This window comes from Kitasatospora sp. NPDC056651, assembly GCF_042792155.1.
Lineage (GTDB): Bacteria > Actinomycetota > Actinomycetes > Streptomycetales > Streptomycetaceae > Kitasatospora.
In genome coordinates this window covers 36879-54772 of sequence record NZ_JBHTWX010000053.1, presented here as the reverse complement: position 1 = coordinate 54772, position 17894 = coordinate 36879, and the positions used below count along the sequence as shown (strand labels likewise).

Annotated in this window: 14 protein-coding genes; 8 read left to right on the top strand and 6 right to left on the bottom strand. The window is 74.9% G+C overall.

What is annotated here, in order from left to right; translation table 11 throughout:
• Positions 1 to 36: 36 nt before the first annotated feature.
• The gene (locus tag ACFRAR_RS21335; protein WP_380699694.1) at positions 37 to 1425 is read right to left on the bottom strand and encodes a gluconate:H+ symporter; all 1389 of its coding nucleotides are present in this window, start codon (positions 1423 to 1425) and stop codon (positions 37 to 39) included.
• Positions 1426 to 1427: 2 nt separating this feature from the next.
• Positions 1428 to 1982 (bottom strand): gluconokinase, encoded by a 555-nt coding sequence (locus ACFRAR_RS21330; protein ID WP_380699690.1) that lies wholly within the window; start codon positions 1980 to 1982, stop codon positions 1428 to 1430.
• 151 nt (positions 1983 to 2133) lie between these two features.
• Between ACFRAR_RS21330 and ACFRAR_RS21325 the strand changes: the two genes are divergently transcribed.
• Together ACFRAR_RS21325 and ACFRAR_RS21320 are read left to right on the top strand one after the other, a co-directional pair.
• Positions 2134 to 2829 carry a FadR/GntR family transcriptional regulator gene (locus ACFRAR_RS21325; protein WP_380699689.1) on the top strand — a complete coding sequence of 232 codons (696 nt, stop codon included), beginning with the start codon at positions 2134 to 2136 and terminating at the stop codon, positions 2827 to 2829.
• A gap of 173 nt (positions 2830 to 3002) precedes the next feature.
• The gene (locus ACFRAR_RS21320) at positions 3003 to 3539 is read left to right on the top strand and encodes a hypothetical protein (protein ID WP_380699688.1); all 537 of its coding nucleotides are present in this window, start codon (positions 3003 to 3005) and stop codon (positions 3537 to 3539) included.
• Between the two features lie 22 nt (positions 3540 to 3561).
• Here the strand turns inward: ACFRAR_RS21320 and ACFRAR_RS21315 are convergent, their stop codons facing one another.
• The 4 genes from ACFRAR_RS21315 to ACFRAR_RS21300 all read right to left on the bottom strand — a co-directional run bounded on the left by ACFRAR_RS21315 (position 3562) and on the right by ACFRAR_RS21300 (position 11539).
• Positions 3562 to 4329: a phosphodiesterase gene (locus ACFRAR_RS21315; protein ID WP_380699687.1), complete on the bottom strand. Its 768-nt coding sequence runs from the start codon at positions 4327 to 4329 to the stop codon at positions 3562 to 3564.
• 19 nt (positions 4330 to 4348) lie between these two features.
• Positions 4349 to 8932 (bottom strand): hypothetical protein, encoded by a 4584-nt coding sequence (locus ACFRAR_RS21310; protein WP_380699686.1) that lies wholly within the window; start codon positions 8930 to 8932, stop codon positions 4349 to 4351.
• A 95-nt stretch (positions 8933 to 9027) separates the two neighbouring features.
• Positions 9028 to 9903 (bottom strand): hypothetical protein, encoded by an 876-nt coding sequence (locus ACFRAR_RS21305; protein ID WP_380699684.1) that lies wholly within the window; start codon positions 9901 to 9903, stop codon positions 9028 to 9030.
• Positions 9904 to 9994: 91 nt separating this feature from the next.
• A complete protein-coding gene (locus tag ACFRAR_RS21300; protein ID WP_380699693.1) occupies positions 9995 to 11539 on the bottom strand; it encodes a hypothetical protein in 1545 nt (514 codons plus the stop codon).
• Positions 11540 to 11733: 194 nt separating this feature from the next.
• Here ACFRAR_RS21300 and ACFRAR_RS21295 point away from each other — a divergent pair, with 194 nt between their 5' ends.
• The 6 genes from ACFRAR_RS21295 to ACFRAR_RS21270 all read left to right on the top strand — a co-directional run bounded on the left by ACFRAR_RS21295 (position 11734) and on the right by ACFRAR_RS21270 (position 17887).
• Entirely contained in the window at positions 11734 to 12786 is a 1053-nt protein-coding gene (locus ACFRAR_RS21295; RefSeq protein WP_380699683.1) for an IPT/TIG domain-containing protein, read from the top strand.
• Positions 12787 to 13380: 594 nt separating this feature from the next.
• Positions 13381 to 14157: a LamB/YcsF family protein gene (locus ACFRAR_RS21290; RefSeq protein WP_380699682.1), complete on the top strand. Its 777-nt coding sequence runs from the start codon at positions 13381 to 13383 to the stop codon at positions 14155 to 14157.
• A complete protein-coding gene (gene pxpB / locus ACFRAR_RS21285) occupies positions 14154 to 14780 on the top strand; it encodes a 5-oxoprolinase subunit PxpB (RefSeq protein WP_380699681.1) in 627 nt (208 codons plus the stop codon). The genes ACFRAR_RS21290 and pxpB overlap by 4 nt, the downstream gene beginning before the upstream one ends.
• 12 nt (positions 14781 to 14792) lie before the next feature.
• Entirely contained in the window at positions 14793 to 15656 is an 864-nt protein-coding gene (locus ACFRAR_RS21280; RefSeq protein WP_380699680.1) for a biotin-dependent carboxyltransferase family protein, read from the top strand.
• Positions 15657 to 16033: 377 nt separating this feature from the next.
• Positions 16034 to 16729, top strand: coding sequence for a class I SAM-dependent methyltransferase (locus ACFRAR_RS21275; protein ID WP_380699679.1), 696 nt, complete (start codon positions 16034 to 16036; stop codon positions 16727 to 16729).
• A gap of 315 nt (positions 16730 to 17044) precedes the next feature.
• Entirely contained in the window at positions 17045 to 17887 is an 843-nt protein-coding gene (locus ACFRAR_RS21270) for an undecaprenyl-diphosphate phosphatase (protein WP_380699692.1), read from the top strand.
• The last annotated feature ends 7 nt before the right edge of the window (positions 17888 to 17894 follow it).

The window sequence follows — 17894 nt, the reverse complement described above, 5'->3', positions numbered from 1 at the left end:
GATCTTGACGTGCTCGCCCGATCCAGAAGAAGGGCCCTAGATGACCAGGGACAGCAGCAGGACCAGACCACCGGCGACGACCGAGATGATCGTCTCCATGACGGACCAGGTCTTGATGGTCTGCCCGACGTCCAGGCCGAAGTACTCCTTCACCAGCCAGAAGCCGGCGTCGTTGACGTGCGAGAGGAACAGCGAGCCCGCGCCGATCGCGAGCACCAGCAGGGCCGCGTGGGTCGAGGACATGTTCGCGGCGAGCGGCGAGACGATACCGGCGGCGGTGATCGTGGCGACCGTCGCCGAGCCGGTGGCCAGGCGGATCAGCACGGCGATCAGCCAGCCCAGCAGCAGCGCCGAGATGTGCCACTTGCCGGACCACTCGCTCACCGCGTTGCCGACGCCGACGTCGATCAGGGTCTGTTTGAAGCCGCCGCCCGCGCCGACGATGAACACGATGCCGGCGATCGGGCCGAGCGACTTGCCGACGGTGTCGGAGATCCGGGCCCTGTCGAAGCCGGCCGCCTTGCCGAGGGTCGCCATGCCTAGCAGGGTCGCGGCGAGCAGCGCGATCAGCGGGGAGCCGATGAAGTCGAACACCCGCTGGCCGATCGCCTTCGGGTCGTCGATCACCACGTCGGCCAGCGCCTTGCCGAGCATCAGCGCGACCGGCAGCAGGATGGTGGCCAGGACCGCGGCGAAGGACGGGGTGCGGTCGCGCTTGGCCGTCTCCTCGGGGGCGGTGGCCGCCGGGATCTCCAGCGGGCCGACCCAGCGCTCGGCCACCCGTGCGAACAGCGGACCGGCGATGATCAGGGTCGGGACGGCGATCAGCAGACCGAGCGCCAGGGTGATGCCGAGGTCGGCCTTCAGGGCGTCGACGGCGACCAGCGGGCCCGGGTGCGGGGGCACCAGGCCGTGCAGCACCGACAGGCCGGCCAGGGCCGGGATGCCGACCCGCATCAGCGGCACGTTGCCGCGGCGGGCGACCAGCAGCACGATCGGGATCAGCAGGACGACGCCGACCTCGAAGAACAGCGGCAGGCCGAGGACGGCCGCGATCAGCGCCATCGCCCAGGGCAGCGCCTTGTTGCCGGTGCGGGAGAGCACGGTGTCCGCGATGATGTTGGCGCCGCCGGAGTCGGCGAGCAGCTTGCCGAGCATCGCGCCGAGGCCGATCAGCAGGCCCACGCTGGCGACGGTGGAACCGAAGCCGGTGGAGAAGCTGCTGAGCAGCTTGTCGAAGGGGGCGCCCGCGACGGCGGCCAGCAGACCGGAGCCGAGCGTGAGGGCGAGGAACGGGTGCAGCTTCAGCTTGGTGATCAGTACGACGATCGCACCGATGCTGAGCAGCACCGCGATCAGCAGCTGGGAGTCGCTGCCGGTGTGCGGCAGGGCCGGTGGGGCGGCCGCCAGCAGGGTGGGGGCAATGCTCACGCGAGGTCTCCATTGACGGGCCGCAGCAGTGCCACGGCCTTCTCGACGAGTTCTTCGGGGGACGGGCCCACGTCCAGGTCGGCACCGCGCTCGTCCGTCGCCAGGGGTTCCAGGGCGGCGTACTGGGAGTCGAGCAGCGAGGTCGGCATGAAGTGGCCGGAGCGGTGGCTGAGCCGGTCCTCGACCAGCTGGTGGCCACCGCTGAGGTGCAGGAAGAAGGCGCCCGGGCAGGCCGCGCGCAGGGTGTCGCGATAGCGGTGCTTCAGTGCCGAGCAGGTGACCACACCGCCGGTGCCGGCCTCGGTCCGCTCCTTGAGCCAGGCGCCGACGGCGCGCAGCCAGGGCGCGCGGTCCTGGTCGTCCAGCGGGATCCCGGCGGACATCTTGGCGATGTTGGCCGCGGGATGGAAGTCGTCCGCCTCGGCGAAGGGGAGGTCGAGGCGGTCTGCCAGCAGGCGGGCCAGGGTGGTCTTGCCGACGCCCGAGACACCCATCACCACGACGGTGAGAGGGGTCTGCGGGAGGTCGTGGTTCTCGACGCTGAGAGCCATGGGGTGGTGCTCCTTCGTTGCCTGGCCGCCACTATCGCCTCAAAGATATGACGTATTCAAGTGACGGAAACCAAATCGTCATACTTTTGCGGTGTGGTGTGGATCGCAGGGCGGCATGAGCGCCCGCGCGGCGGCCGTCTAGGCTGGGCGGATGGAGATCCAGGGGCTGCCCGGACGGCTGCTTGACGAGCTCGGGCCGGCGATCGCGTCGGGGGAGGTCCCCGAGGGCGCGGTGCTGCGCGCGGAGGAACTGGAGGAGCGGTTCGGGGTCTCCCGGACGGTCGTCCGGGAGGCGGTGCGGGTCCTGGAGGGGATGGGCATGGTGGCGTCCCGGCGACGGGTCGGGATCACCGTGCGGCCGAAGCCGCTCTGGGACGTCTTCGACCCGATGGTGATCCGCTGGCGCCTGGCCGGCTCGGACCGGTCCGCCCAGCTCCGTTCGCTCGGCTCGCTGCGGATGGCCGTCGAACCGGCCGCGGCCGCGCTCGCCGCCACCCACGCGAGCGACGACGACCGGCGCGAACTCAGCTCGCTGGCGGTGGATCTGACGGTCACCGCGCGGGCCGCCGACCTGGCCACCTTCCTCCGGCACGACATCGCCTTCCACTCGCTGGTGCTGCGCGCCTCGGGCAACGAGATGTTCGCGCACCTCGGGGACACCGTCGCGGCTGTGCTCACGGGCCGGACCGAGTACCATCTGATGCCTCATCAGCCGGAGCCGTACGCGATCCGGCTGCACCGCGAGGTCGCGGAAGCGATCTGCGCCGAGGACGCCGCCCACGCCGAGCAGGCGATGCGGACGATCGTGACCGGCGCGCTGGAGGAGCTCAACCTCCAGCTGGGCTGAGCCCGGGCCGCCGGTCGGCCGGGTTTCCCGGATGACACGATTTGGCGGCAGTTCGTCGGTTTCGGACGCATAGTCCCGGTTCGACAGGGCAGAGTGAGGCGAGGGGGCGCGTTTCGTGTGCGCCCGTTCCGTATCCTTCACCGAACACGCGCCACGCGCCTGGGGGTCGCTCGATGTCCGTGCCACGCCGCCGTCGTCGCCGCCGCCTTCCCGACGAGGTGCGCGCCGCCGCAGTCCGGGCGGTCCTCTGCCTGTCCTTCACCCTGGTGGGCGTCGTGGTGGCGACCTTGGCCTCGTACGCGGGCAGTTGGCTGCTGACGCCCGCGCTGCTGGCGATGGGGCTCGGGGTGTTCGGCACCATGTGGTGCCTGCTGGAGATCCTGATCTCCCGCCAGGTCGCCGCCCAGCGGATGCGGGCGCCCGACGCCGCGCACCCGATGGCGGGCAGCCGGGCGCCGGGTCCGCCGCCGGCCGCGCGGCCGCTGCCCCGGCCCGGCTCCTCGTCGGTCTACCGACAGCCGTACGAGTCGCCGCGGCCCCAGCCCCGCCCGCAGCCGTACCCCCACCCGCAGCAGCACTCCCACCCGCAGCAGCGGCCGCAGCCGCCGTACGGGCAGGGGCAGCAGTCCCACCAGCAGCCGCACCAACAGTCGTACCAGCAGCCGCCCCAGCCTCCGCGTCAGACCCGGCTGCGGACCAACCAGCCGTAGCGCCGCGCCCGTTGGCGTGCCGTCAGTCCCTGACCGGCAGCGCCCGGTAGTGGGTGGTGAGCCGACGCTCCCCGTCCAGGACGTGGAAGGCCAGCATCGGCGGGTAGTCGAAGGAGATGCCGGGCCCGCCCTCGCAGGGCAGCGTCACGGTGGAGACCACACCGGGGGCGATCAGCAGCGGCAGGCCGGCGAAGGTGGTCGCCGCGGGGGTGTGCGAGTGGCCGCAGAACAGGGCGGCCACCCGGGGGTACCGGCCCAGCACCCGCGCCAGCCGCTCCTCGCCGAACTGGCGGATCGGGTCGACGTACGGCAGGTGCAGCTCCACCGGCGGGTGATGGAAGGCCACCAGCGCGGGCAACTCGGCGCGGCCCTCGGCGAGTTGCTCCTCCAGCCAGTCCAGCGTCCGGTCGTCCAGCAGGCCGTCGTGCTTCCCGGGTATCGAGGAGTCGAGCATCAGCACGTCGGCGCCGGGCAGTTGGTGCAGCCGGTTGACCGGTTCCTCCCCCGGCGCCTCGCCGAGCAGCACCTCCCGGTAGGGCGCCCGAACGTCGTGGTTGCCGGGGCAGGTGAGCACCGGGTGCCGGGAGGCCAGCACCTCCGCGACCTCCCGGTACTCCTCCGGCAGGCCGTGGTCGGCGAGGTCGCCGGTGACCAGCACCGCGTCCAGCGGGCCGGGCAGGGCGTCGAGGTACGCCATCACCTGCTCGGCCCGCCGCCGGGCGCGCTTGCCGCCGTCCCGGCCGTCGAGCTGGCCGAGGTGGATGTCACTGAGGTGCGCGATCGTCAGCATGCCGACCACGCTAGTGACTTCAGGACTGGACCGGAACCTCCGCCGGGCGCTTGAACATCCGGGTGGCGGTGATCTCGCCGTGGATGGCCGGGCCGTCCGGGTCCGGCGCGGCGGGCAGGCCGGGGCGCAGGTGCTCCTCGACCGAGATGTACTTGAGGCCGGCCCGCAGGTCGGCGTCGTTGCGCAGCCGGATGACCAGCGGGAACTCGGCGAGCGCGGTGGTGTCGAACAGGCCGGTGGTGTAGATCAGTTGGACGCCGAGCGCGTCGGCCACGGCCCGCTGGAGCTCCAGCAGGTAGGTGGCGTTGGCGCGGCCGATCGGGTTGTCCAGGAACAGCGTGCCGGCGTGCCGCAGCTGGGACTGGCCCCGGTCGTTGGCGCGCAGCGCGGCCATCGTGCAGTACAGGGCGATGGCCGCGGTGAGCAGCTGGCCGCCGGAGAAGACGTCGGACATCTGGCCGACGCTCACCCGCTCGGCGCGCAGCACCGCGTCGGGCTTGAGGATCTCGACGCTGACGCCCTTGGGGCCGATCGCGGCGGCGACCCCGCGCAGCAGCAGGGACATCCCGTCGCGGCGCAGGTCGCTGTTCTTCCTGACGGCGGCGCGGGTGGCCTCGTCGATGACCTCGCCCAGGCGCTCGACCAGGGTGGCGTGGTCAGGGTCCTCGAAGCGGATCCGGAGGAACTCCTGGCCGGACCACTCCCCCAGGCCCTCGGGCAGCCGGGACAGCCGCTGGGCGGCGCGCAGGGTGGTGAGCGAGGACTCGACCAGGCCGCGCAGCCGGTCCACGATCGAGCCGCGGTTCTTCTCCAGCTGGGCGAGTTCGTCGGTGAGCACCCGCAGCCGGGGGGCGAAGGCGGCGGCCCAGGCGGCGGCGTGCTCGGGCAGCGCGGCGGCGGGCAGTTCGCGGATCTGCTGGCGGGCCGGGGTACGGACGGCCTCGTAGCGGGCGGCGTTGGCGTGCCGGACCAGGGCGTCGGAGGCGTCGCGGACGGCGAGTTCGGCGGAGGACAGCTCCCCGACGGCGGTGCGCAGGGAGCGGCGGGCCTCGGTGGCGCCGGTACGGGCCTCGGCCAGCGCGCCCAGGTACGGCTCGACCGGGTCCTCCTGGTCCTCCTGGTGGTCGCGCAGACCGTCGCGGAGCTGGCCGGCCAGCTCGTCGAAGTCGGCGGCGGCGGCCTGGGCGCCGTCGAAGGTGCGCTGGAGGTCGGCGTGGGCGGTGCGGGACGCGTCCAGGGCCTCGCGGCGTTCGGCGAGACGGCTGGTGGCGGTGCGCAGCAGCGCCTGGGCGTGCTCCGGGTCGGTGGGGACGAGGTCCTCGGGCAGGTCGGTGTGCGCCTCGCCGTCGGCGGGGGCGGAGCGCTCGGCCTCGCCGCGCAGCCGGCCGAGCTGCTCGCTGGCGGCGGCGGAGCGGGCCTCGATGGTGGCGACCAGTTCCTCGGCGCGGGCGGCGGCGGCCTGGCGGGCCGGGCCGTCGGCGCCGTCGGGGCTGCCGAGGAGTTCCTCGGCGCGGGTGCGCACCTTGTTGGTGAGGCGGTCGAGTTCGGTCGCGGCGGCGGCCTCGTCGCCTTCGGCGCGGGCCTGCTCGGCGCGCAGGTCGGCGCCGACGCCGACCTTCTCGTACAGCTGGGAGGCGGCGCGGTAGGCCTCGCGCAGCGCGGGCAGCGCGGCGGGGGCGGTCTCGGCGGGCTCGTCGGCCTGCTCGGCCGCGGGGATCTCGGCGCGTTCGGCGCGCAGCGCGCGGGCGGTGCGGCGGGCGTCGTCGGCGGCGCGCTGGGCGGCGCGGCGGTCCTCGTCGCAGGTCCGGGCGCGTTCGGCGCACAGGGCCTGGCGGCGGTCGCACTCGGCGGCGTCCTCGGCGAGTTCGCGCTGGCGGCGGGCCCAGTTGCCGCGCTCGCGCAGCCGGAAGGCGAGGCCGGAGAGGGCGTCGGCGCGGCGGCGGGCGCGCTGGGCGGCCTCGCGGTGCTCCTCGTGGGCGGAGGCGGCGACGGCGTGGTCGGTCTCGGCCTCGTCGTGGTCGGCGCGCAGGGTGGCCAGGGCGGCGGCGGCCTGTTCGGCGTGCTCGCGGGCGGCCTCGGAGGCGGCGGCGAGGTCGGCGAGGGTGCCGGGCGGGCAGCTGGCGTGCCAGGAGGCGAGGCGGGCGGCCAGGGCGCGGTCGGCGCCGAGGCGGCCGGCGAGTTCGCGGATGTGCTCCTCGCGGGCGCTCGCCCGGGCGCGCAGGTCGCGGCGCTCGCCGTCGGCGGCGGACTCGTCGTGCATGGCCGGGTTCGGCGGGACGAGGAAGAAGGCGGGCTCGTCGGTGATCGGGGCGATCAGCGAGGCAGCGGCGCCGACGGCCACGGTGGAGCGCGGCAGCAGGGCGGCGGACTGGAGGGCCTCGCGGGCGCGCTCCAGCGCGGACGGGTCGGTGACGACCACGCCGTCGACCAGTTCGGGGCGGGCGGCGAGGATCGCTTCGTGGTCGGCCGGGTCGACGGACTGGGCGAGGTAGCGCCAGCCGGGCAGCGCCGGGATGCCGTGCTCGGCGAGGTACTCGACGGTGGCGAGCACGTCCGGGCCGGGCGGCAGCAGGCCGCCGTCACCGAGCGCGGCGAGGATGCGGGAGTCGTCGGCGGCGGCCGTGCGCAGGTCGAACAAGGTGCGTTCGGCGGTGGCGATGGATTCGTCGAGGAGTTCGCGCAGGTACTCGGCGTTGCGGTCGAGCACGGCGGGGGTGAGGAAGCCGGCGTCCTCCTCGGCGCCCGACCCGTCCTCGTGCCAGTCGGTAGGGGCGGGGGTCAGCGAGAGCAGGTCGGCGAGGCGCTGCTCGGTGGCGAGCAGCGCGGCGGTGCGCTGTTCGGCGGCCAGCGCCCGGGCGGCGTCCTTGCGGGCGTCGCCGGCCCGCTCGGCGGCGAGTTCGGCGCGCGAGGTGGCGGTGGCGGCCTCGCGCAGCCGGGTGGCGGCGGACTCGGCGGCGGCACGGGCCTGGGCGAGCGCCGCGGCGGCGGCCTTCTCGACGTCGGCGGCGTGCAGCGCGGCGCGGGCCGGGTCCACGTCGCCGTCGGCGTCGATGAAGCCGGCGGCGACGGCGGCTTCGGTCTCCTGCTCGACCTCGGCGAGGCGCTGGCGCAGGTGCTCGGCCTCGCTGCGGGCCTTCTGGGCGGCGGTGGCGGCCTCGGTGGCGTCGCTCTGCGCCTTGCCGCCGTCCTCCTGGAGCTCGCTCGCGCGCTGCTCCTCGGTGTCGGCGCGGGATTCGGCGGCCGCGGCGGCGGCCTCCAGAGCGCGGGCCAGGGCGGTGGCGGCGCGGGCGCGGGCGGCGAGCGCGGGGGCCGCGTCCAGTTCGGCCTCGCGGATGGCGGCGGCGACCCGGGCGACCCGGTCGGCGGCGGCGCGCTGGCGCAGCACGGCCTCGGCGGCCTGCCAGGCGGAGTGCAGGGTGCGGGCGTCGATGAGTTCGCGGCGCAGCGCGGCGGCCTCGGCGGTGGCCGCGGCGAGGCCCAGCGTGGCGTGCCGGTGGGTGAGTTCGTCGGTGATCAGGCTGTGCCGGGTGCGGTCGGCCTCGGCCGCGGTGACGGCGCTCGCGGCGGCGGCGACCTCGATGGCGAGGTCCTGGGCGCGGTCGCGTTCGGCGGCGGCGCGGGAGGCGAGGGCGTGGGCGAGGCGGCGGGTGCGGCGCTCGGCGGTGCGGTGGGCCTCGCGGACGGTCTCGCGGGCGGTGGTGGCTTCGGCGATGCGCTCCAGCAGGTCCGACGAGCCTGCGGTGAAGTCGCGTTCGGCGGTGAGTTCGGCGCGGCGGCCGAGCTTGGCGGCGAAGCCGTGGACGAGGTCGGCGAGGCCGTCGGTGTCCCGGGTGTCGGTGACCGCGCGCAGCAGGAGGTCGGTGAAGTCGCTGTCGTGCTTGACCGCGAAGAGGCCGGCCGCCTCGCCCTCGTCGGCGTTCATCTCGCGCTGGTAGCGGAAGAGTTCGGGGTCGAGGCCGAGTTCGCCGAGGTGTTCGGTCCAGCGGTCGTGGCCGTCCTCGAAGACCAGGTCGAGGTGGGGGTGGGCCTTGCCGGCCTCGGTGAGGGCGTCGCGGAAGCCCTTCATGGTGCGGCGGCGGCCGCGGGCCTTCTGGTCGCCCGCGAGGCTGACCCGCTCGGCGACCGGCAGCGAGTCGAGGGTCAGGCCGGGCCCGGGGCGGAAGGAGTACCAGGTCTCGGCGAACTTGCGCGGGTCGGAGGAGACCTGGCGGCCGCGCCACTCGCTGACCTTGCCGACCACGATCAGCTCGCCGGTGACGGTGTGCTGCCACTCCAGGGCGACGTGGCCGCAGTCGTCGGCGAGCAGGAACTTGCGCAGCACGCCGGAGCTGGCGCCGCCGAGGGTGTTGCGGTGGCCGGGGAGCATGACCGAGAAGATCAGCTTGAGCAGGACGGACTTGCCGCCGCCGTTCTCCAGGAAGAGCACGCCGGCCGGGGCGGGGCGGCGGACCGGGCCCTCGATGTCCTCGCCGAACAGGCCGATCTGCTGCGGGGCCGGGTCGGCGACGGGATCGCCGACGCCGCGCAGGTCGAGCACCGTGTCGGCGTAGCGGGCGCCGGCCGGTCCGATCGAGTAGAGGCGGACCCGGTTGAGCTCGTACATGTGCGGCGGTTCTCCGTGGCTTGCGTGGCGTGAGGGTGGGCGGGCCGGGTGCGGCGTGGTGGGCCCGGGTGCGGGTGGGCTCCGGGCCCGTCGGCTCAGAGCGAGTGGAACGGCAGCCCCGCGTCGGCGACCAGTTCGTCGCCGGTGTCCGGCGGCAGCAGGCTGGCGGTGCCGTCGGAGACCGGGACGATGCCGAGGTCGAGCAGTTCGGCCATGGCCGCGCTGCCGGCCAGGTCGCGGACCTGGAGCTGGTAGCGGGCGGTGGTGCGGTAGGTGCCGCCGGAGTCGTCGGAGACCTTCTGGAGGAAGCCGGAGTCGACCAGGAAGAGCACGGCCTTGGCGACGATGCCGATGGTGGAGCCGGAGAGCCGGCGGGCGTCCTTGGTGGCGCCGGTGGCGGTGCGCCGGGCCCACACCCGCCAGGCCGCCTCCAGGCCGGGGGCGTCGGAGGCCGGGTCGGTGTTGGCGCCCTCGGCGTCGGCCTGCTCCTCCAGCCGGCGGCAGGCCTGACGGACGAAGGCGTCGATGCCGTTGACCGTGATCCGGCCGAGGTAGCCGTCGTCGGCGAGGTCCTCGGGGCGGGGGAAGGCCATCGCGGCGACGGCCAGGTGGGCCAGTCCGTGCAGGAAGCGGTCGGTGGACTCGGAGGCGGCGCGGCGCGAGTAGTCGCCCATCCGGACGGCGAACAGCGAGTCCTCGGCGGCGGCCACGGCCATGCCGGCCCGCGGGGAGACCTCCAGGACGACCAGGCCCATGCCGGTGGCGATGGCATCGGCGAGCCGGGCGAACGGCGGGTCCTCGCGGTGGCGGCGCACCAGCTCGGCGTACTCGGCGTCCCGGGCGGGCAGCAGCTTGGCCTGGAGGCCGAAGGAGACCAGCCGGGCGGCGTCCGCGACGTCGGCCGGGGTGATCGGCGCGGGGGCCGCGGGTTCGCTCTCGGCCGCCCAGGACGTGTCGTGGTGGGTCGTCACGGGCGGTGCTCCTCGGGGGTGGCGCGGTGGTTACGGTTCGTCAAGGTCGGTTCCGGCGAGTCTGGTTCCGGCAGTTCTGTTCCCGGCCCGGTCAGCCGGCGTCCTTGCGGTCGGCTGCCATGCCGGCCGCGTCGAGCAGGGCGCTGCCCACGATCAGGTCGGCGCCGCCGAACTCCCGGTCGTTCAACGGGGTGCCGTCGTCCACGGCGAACAGCAGCCGCTCCTCGCCCTGGCGGTAAGCGGTGCCGACCGGCGGGCTGGCGGCGTGCACGGCGAGCAGGGCGACCAGGTACGGCAGGTCCGGGTCCTGCTTGCGGGCGTCGGCGAGCAGACCGGAGAGCCGTCGCGGGGCGTCGGGGGGCAGGTCGAGCAGGACCATCGCGGACTCCAGCTGGGCCTCGGAGAACCGGCTGTCGTCCGGGGTGGCGACCAGGTCCGGGTCGGGCAGCTCGGCGCCGAGGTGCTCGCGCTCGACGGGCGGGGTGAGCAGCAGGTCGACCAGGTCGGTGACCCGCACCGAGACCGGGGTGCGCAGCCCGGCGCCGCGGGCGAAGAACGCGCCGGTGGGGCGGACGGCCTGCTCTATCGGCAGCCGCAGCACGGGGGCGAGCAGCTGCCCGTAGAGGTCGATGCCGCTGCGGGCGCCGGGGGTGGCGAAGGCCTGCCGGTCCTGCTCGGCGCGGAACAGCGGGCCGGCCTCCAGCAGACGGGTCTGGAGCGTCGTGTGGCGGCGGATGCAGTCCTTGACGATGTCGAGCAGTTCGGCGGCGCGGCGCTTGTGCTCCGCCCCTTCGGGGGTGTGGGGCTCGGCCTCGTCGCGGGCCTTGCGGATGTTGGTGAGAATCGCGTTCTCGTGCCGGTAGCGGTCGGCGATGTGGTCCAGCGCCTCCTCGATGAGGTCGGGGACGGCGCGCATCCAGTCGACCGCGCGGACGTTGCGGCGGGTGGCGTCCAGGGCCCGGCGCAGCGTCTCGGCGTACTGGACGGTGCGGTAGCGGGCCTGCTCGGCGGCGAGCTGGGCGTCGGCCAGGCGGCCGCGGCGGATCAGCACCTCCAGCTTGACCTCGGCGGCGATCTGGGCCGAGGTGACGTCGGTGTCGAGCGCGCCGACCAGGACGTTGACCGCCTCGTCGGTGGTGCGCAGGTAGACGCCGCCGTCGGGGCCCGGGACCTCCTCGATCAGCTTGAAGTCGTAGTCGCGGCGGACGTACTCGCCGTCCGCGCCGAAGGTGCCGTAGACGGCGCGGAAGCCGCGGTCCACGCTGCCGACGTTGATCATCGACTCCAGCACCCAGCGGGCGACCCGCTCGTGCTCGGCGGCGGGGCGGCCGGGGGCCTGGGCGGCGACCCGGGGCAGCAGCCGGGCGAGGACTATCTCGCGGTCGGCCCCGGTGTCGAAGTCCATGTGCAGGGTGACCAGGTCGATCGCGGCGAGGCCGACCTCGGCCATCGCGTAGCCGCCGTACTCGCCGGCCAGGTTGACCTTGCGGTTGTCGAGGTCGTGCAGCGGGGCGGTGCAGGCCAGCGCCTTGAGCCGGCGGGCCAGGCCCTCGTCGGCGGCGGGGCCGGGCGCGATGCGCGCGGCGGCCGGGCCGGCGGGTGGGCGGAGGCCGGGCTCGGTGGGCGGGTCTGCGATTGCGGTCACGGGGGACAAGATTAGAGGTTCGCACCGACATCGACCGAAACGGACCTTGCGGGCGGGCGGAGCGGCAGCTGGGCGGCGGTGCGAACGGCCGGTTCGGAACGCGGTTTCGACAATATTCCGCCATTCCCGAACTCACATTCGAGAAAACCGTGAGGGCTGCGCGTTCATTCGGTGATGATCGACCTATGCTCACTCGACTGGCCAAAGCGGGCCTCGCCGCCACGCTGTCCGTGACCACCCTCGCCACCGGCGCCGTCCTTGCCACCGGTGCGACCGCCTCCGCCACCACCGCCGGCACCCCGTCGGCCTCCGCCCAGCACGTGACCGTGTCACAGGGCGGGAACTACCCCGGCGGCTTCTTCACCACCGGCAACATGTCGGTCGGCTGGACCGTGTCCGGCACCACGGACCTGACCGGGCCGACCCACATCACCCTCGACCTGCCGCCCGGCGTCACCACCGAGGGCGTGCAGTTCTTCCCCACGCCGCCGGACTACACCTTCACCACGGCCCTCTCCCCCGACCACCGCCACCTGGAGGCCGTGTTCACCGCCACCCGGGCGGTCGGGAGCTACAACTTCATGAAGCTCAACCTGGCCACCACGCCCGGGGTGCCGATCGTCGGCGCGATCACCGCCACGATCTCCAACCCGAACGACACCGACCCCACCGGGCACATCGCCGGCTACGACCTCGGCAGCCAGAGCCGCCTGCCCGCGACCGTGCAGGCCGCACCGGCCGCCACCGGCCTCGACACCACCACCGGCCCGGCCGCGGGCGGCACCGCGGTGACCGTCAGCGGCAGCAACCTGACCAACGGCATGGTGCTGGTCGGCGGCGTCCCGGCCCCCGGCCGCTGCACCGACACCGCCTGCACGGTGACCACCCCCGCGGGCTCGGGCAGCGCCCCGGTCAGCGTGGTGACGCCCGGCGGCACGGCCGCGGCGCCGGCCGCCTTCGACTACACCGGCACCCCGCCGACCCCGGCCGCTCCGGTGGTCACCAGCCTCTCCCCCACCTCCGGCCCGGCCGCCGGCGGCACCCTGGTGTACGTGTTCGGCAGCAACCTGACGTACGGGACGGTCGCGTTCGGCGGGGTGCCGGCCACCCACGTCTCCTGCGGCCCGACCGCCTGCTCGGCCACGGCCCCGGCGGGCACCCAGCCCGGCCCGGTGGACCTCACCGTCACCACGGCGGGCGGCACCAGCGCACCGGTGACGTACACCTACACGGCATAACCAGGCATTACGGCCGACCCCGATCGGTGCCCGGGTTCCTCGCGAGCCCGGGCACCGGCGCGTTCCGGCCCGATCGAACGGGTCCACACCGGCCTCGTCGAGACCGACGAGCGCCACCCCTTCCTCGCCCACGGCACCGATTCCTCGCCCACGGCGCCGACCGGCCGGCCTTCGCCCACCTGGTGATCGCCGCCGCCTTCCGGGGCCCGCTCAAGGACCCGGTCCGCACCATCCGGGTGGTCCGCCGGGCCGTGCCCGCCCGCGGGGCCGTCATCCCGCCCGCGCCGATCCGCGGACCGCTGCGGGGTCCCGGTGCCGTGGCGATTCATCGACATGTCGTTCGGGGTCTTCGGCGCGATGCCGCCGCTGATCGCGCTGCGGGCACTGCACCCGCTGGAGCGCGCGCTCCGGGAACCGGCGCCCGCGCGCCGAACCGCGCCGACCCCTACCCGGACACCACCCCCGGCAGCGGCGCCCCGGGGCGTACGCGCCCGGGCACACGCCGCGGCGCCCGCGGGGCTCCGGGTCTCGGGCAACGGCCTTCATCCACAGGCCCTACCATCTGGCTCAACAGCTGCTGGGAGGCGGACGGGCGTGACCGATGCGGTGATCGATCTCAATGCGGACCTCGGCGAGGGGTTCGGACGCTGGACGCTGACCGACGACGAGGCGCTGCTGTCCGTGGTGACCAGTGCCAACGTCGCCTGCGGGTTCCACGCCGGAGACCCGTCGACGATGCGCCGGGTCTGTGCCCTGGCGGCCGAGCGCGGTGTCCGGATCGGCGCCCAGGTCTCCTACCGGGACCTGGCCGGTTTCGGCCGCCGCTCGATGGACGTGCCGCCGGAGGAGCTGGCCGACGAGATCGCGTACCAGATCGGCGCCCTCCAGGTGTTCGCCCGCGCGGCCGGCTCCAAGGTCTCCTACGTCAAGCCGCACGGCGCCCTCTACAACCGGGTGGTCGGTGACGCCGAGCAGGCCGAGGCCGTGGTCGCCGGGGTGCTGCGGGCCGGCGCGGTCTGCGACGGCCCGCTGCCCGTGCTCGGCCTGCCGGGCTCGCTGCTGCTGGAGGTGGCCGAGGGCGTCGGCCTGCCGGTGGTCACCGAGGCGTTCGCCGACCGCGCGTACACCCGCGCCGCGACCCTCGTCCCGCGCCGCGAGCCGGACGCGGTGATCCACGACCCCGAGTCGGTGATCACCCGCGCGGTCGGCATCGCCCGGGACGGCGCGGTGGAGGCCGTCGGCGGCGACCGGATCGCCGTCGCGGCCCGTTCGCTGTGCGTCCACGGCGACACCCCGGGCGCCGCCCAGCTCGCCTGGCGGATCCGCGGCGCCCTGGCCTCCGCCGGGGTCCGGGTGGAGGCCTTCACGTGACGGTCGGCCGGGTTCGCCGGGTCGGCGAGCGGGCACTGCTGGTCGAGCTGCCCGGGACGGCCGAGGTGGCGGCGCTGTACGGCTGGCTGAGCGAGCGCCGGGAGGCCGGCGCGCTGGGCGCCCTCGAGGAACTGGTACCGGCCGCGCGCACCCTGCTGCTGGACGGCGTCGCGGACGTCGAGGCGGTGGCGGCGCTGCTGCGCACCGCCCGTCCGGCGGCGGTCGGCGCGGCGCACGGACCGCTGGTGGAGGTCCCGACCGTGTACGACGGCGCCGACCTCGCCGAGGTCGCCGCGCTCTGGGGGGTCTCCGAGGAGGCCGCCGTCCGGATCCACACCGAACCCGAGTACGTCGTCGCCTTCTGCGGCTTCGCCCCCGGCTTCGGCTACCTCACCGGCCTCCCGTCCCGGTACGAGGTGCCGCGCCGGGCCACCCCGCGCAGCTCCGTCCCGACCGGCTCGGTCGCCCTGGCCGGCCCGTACACCGGCGTCTACCCGCACCCCTCCCCCGGCGGCTGGCAGCTGCTCGGCCGCACGGCGCTCATCCTCTGGGACGACCGCCGCGAGCCCCCGGCCCTGCTCGCGCCGGGCACCCGGGTCCGTTTCACGACGGAACGGGCCTGAGGGGAGGCGGAGTTGAGTGAACTCGTGGTGGTCCGGCCGGGGCCGCTGACCACGGTCCAGGACCTCGGGCGGCGCGGGGTCGCACACCTCGGGGTGCCCCGGGCCGGGGCGCTGGACGAGCCGGCCCTGCGGGCCGCCAACCGGCTGGTCGGCAACGAACCCGGCGCCGCCGGGCTGGAGACCACGCTCGGCGGGGTCGCGCTGCGGGCCGTCGGACCGGTGCTGGTCGCCGTCACCGGGGCGCCCTCGCCCGTACGGGTGGACGGACGGGCAGCCGCCTGGGGCGCACCGGTCCTGGTCCCGGACGGGGCGGTGGTCGAGGTGGGGGCGGCGACGGCCGGAGTGCGCGGCTACCTGGCGGTGGCGGGCGGGATCGCCGTCCCGCCGGTGCTCGGCAGCCGCTCGGCCGACCTGCTCGCCGGGCTCGGCCCGGCCCCGCTGACCGTCGGGGACCGGCTGCCGGTCGGCGCCCCGCCGCCGCCCCGGGACCGTCCCGAGCTGGTGCCGCTGCCCGCTCCCCCGGCCGAGCTGGTGCTGCGGCTGCGGCTCGGGCCGCGCGCGGACTGGTTCACTCCGGAGGCGGTGGCCCGGCTCGGCCGCGACCGGTACCTGGTCTCCCCGACCGGAAACCGGGTCGGGCTGCGCACCGAGGGCCCGCCGGTCGAACGCGCCCGCGACGGCGAACTGCCCAGCGAGGGCATGGTGGTGGGTGCGGTGCAGATCCCGCCGGACGGGCAGCCGGTGGTGTTCCTGGCCGACCATCCGACCACCGGCGGCTACCCGGTGATCGGCGTCGTGCCGGCCGCCGACCTGGCGGCCGCCGCACAGGCCCGGCCGGGGACTCCGGTGCGCTTCGTACCGCTGCGGGAGCGCTGAGCGGCCGACCGATCGACGCCCCAACAGCAGTCTGGCGACAGCGTGTCGGGCCGGATCGAGCGCCGCCCGCCCTCCTCGGCCGACCGGGCGGTGTGCTGCGGCACCCGGGCCGACGGCCCGGCCGCCGCTTCCTCCCGGTCCGGCTCCAGCACCGGCCCAGTGGGCCGGGCAGTGCATGACCTCGCGTCAACTCCGGCAGGAGTTCGGCGATCACGCGCGGCGCCGTGAGATCGTCGGGCAGGTCCGGCCCGCGGTAGGCCGCCCCCGGCCCGTCCGCAGCCCCCGCCCCCGTCCGCACCCCGGCGCCGCACGACGCGATCCGGCACTTCGGGGCCGCCCTCTTCCCCCGCACACTCGTCCGTGTTCGGATGAACGGCATGACAGCCGAACGACGCGAGGGTTACGACGGAACGGGCGAGGGCGCGATCACCCCGGACGGCTGCGCCGTCGAGGTGTGGAGCCGCCTTCCGGTGGGCGACGCCCCGGACGTGATCGAGGCCGCGGTGCCACCCGGCGCGCGCATCCTCGAACTCGGCTGCGGCGTCGGCCGGATGACGCACCCGCTGACCGAACGCGGCTTCACCCTGACGGCCGTGGACGAGTCCGCCGAGATGCTGGCCCGGGTCCGCGCCGATGTCCGCACGGTGTGCGGCCCGATCGAGGAGCTGGACCTCGGCGAGCGGTTCGACGTCGTCGTGCTCGCCTCCTTCCTGGTGCACGCCGGCGACCCGGCCGTTCGCCGGGGCCTGCTGGAGACCTGCCGTCGGCACGTCAGCGAGGACGGCTGCGTACTGGTGCAGCGCGAGGGCGAGAACTGGCACCGCGACGTCCCGCGGGAGAGGTCGATCGGCCCGGGCGCGTGGTCCCGGCTGGTCTCGGCCACACCGGTCGGTGACGGCGTCAACTCCGTCCACTGCGAGTACGTCTTCCCGGACGGCACCTGGACCCAGACCTTCCTGTCCCGCCCGCTCAGCACCGACGCGTTCGAGCGGGCGCTCGCGGAGGCCGACCTGGTGGTCGAGCGCTACCTGACCGCGGACCGCACCTGGGTCCGGGCCCGGCCGGTGCTCTAGGACCCGCGCTCCGGGACCGCCGCCGGAGCCGCTTCCGGAGCGGTCGCGGAGCGGTGGCGGGCCCGGTCCCGGAGCGGTCGCGGACTGCCGCCGGAGCCGGTCGCGGACCGGCGGGGGCCCTGTGCGCAAAGGCCGGACAAAGGGTGAACAAAGAACTGTCACCTTCACCCCGTACCATCAGCCGCGCGCCGGGCTCGCGCGCGGCCCACGGGCCGCGCGGGCCGCGGTGGTTCCGCACGCCCTTCCGACCCGCAAGGACCCGCCCATGCCGCCCCTGTCCCCCACCCGACGGATATCGCCGGCGGGTGCCCGGTGATCGACTGGTTCCACGGGGCCGTCCTCGGCCTGATCCAGGGGCTCACCGAGTTCCTGCCGATCTCCTCCAGCGCCCACCTGCGGGTCTTCTCCGCCCTGCTCGGCTGGGACGACCCGGGTGCGGCCTTCACGGCCGTCACCCAGCTCGGCACCGAGACGGCGGTGCTGATCTACTTCCGCCGGGAGATCGTCTCGATCATCAGGACCTGGGCGCTGTCCCTGTTCCGACCGGCCCTGCGCTCGAACCCGGACGCGCGGATGGGCTGGTTCGTGATCATCGGCACCCTGCCGATCGGCATCCTGGGCAAGCTGTTCCAGGACACCATCGAGACCCACCTGCGCGACCTGCGGATCATCGGCACCACGCTGATCGTCTTCGGCCTGGTCCTGGCCTTCGCCGACCGCACCCGGGCCGTCCGGCACGCCCGTCCGATCACCGACCTCACGCTGCCGCACGCGGGCATCTACGGCTTCGCCCAGGCGCTGGCGCTGATCCCCGGCGTGTCCCGCTCAGGCGGCACGATCAGCGCGGGCCTGCTGCTCGGCTACAGCCGGGAGGCGGCGGCCCGCTACTCGTTCCTGCTCGCCATCCCGGCGGTGCTCGCCTCGGGGGCGCTGGAGCTGTTCAAGATCGGCGAGGGCCCGGCGCCGGCCTGGGGGCCGACCATCCTGGCCACCGTGATCGCCTTCGTGGTCGGCTACGCGGCGATCGCCTGGTTCCTGAAGTACATCTCGAACAACAGCTTCCTGCCGTTCGTGGTCTACCGGGTACTGCTCGGCGTTCTGATCGTCGGACTGGTCGTCGGCGGCGTCCTGGCTCCGGACGCGGGCGCGGTGAAGTAGAACCGGG

What these genes read in the sequence shown, in the direction of transcription:
- ACFRAR_RS21330 (WP_380699690.1), bottom strand. Translation starts at nt 1,982, where the DNA reads ATGGCTCTCAGCGTCGAGAACCACGACCTCCCGCAGACCCCTCTCACC.
- ACFRAR_RS21325 (WP_380699689.1), top strand. Translation starts at nt 2,134, where the DNA reads ATGGAGATCCAGGGGCTGCCCGGACGGCTGCTTGACGAGCTCGGGCCG.
- ACFRAR_RS21320 (WP_380699688.1), top strand. Translation starts at nt 3,003, where the DNA reads ATGTCCGTGCCACGCCGCCGTCGTCGCCGCCGCCTTCCCGACGAGGTG.
- ACFRAR_RS21315 (WP_380699687.1), bottom strand. Translation starts at nt 4,329, where the DNA reads ATGCTGACGATCGCGCACCTCAGTGACATCCACCTCGGCCAGCTCGAC.
- ACFRAR_RS21310 (WP_380699686.1), bottom strand. Translation starts at nt 8,932, where the DNA reads ATGTACGAGCTCAACCGGGTCCGCCTCTACTCGATCGGACCGGCCGGC.
- ACFRAR_RS21295 (WP_380699683.1), top strand. Translation starts at nt 11,734, where the DNA reads ATGCTCACTCGACTGGCCAAAGCGGGCCTCGCCGCCACGCTGTCCGTG.
- ACFRAR_RS21275 (WP_380699679.1), top strand. Translation starts at nt 16,034, where the DNA reads ATGACAGCCGAACGACGCGAGGGTTACGACGGAACGGGCGAGGGCGCG.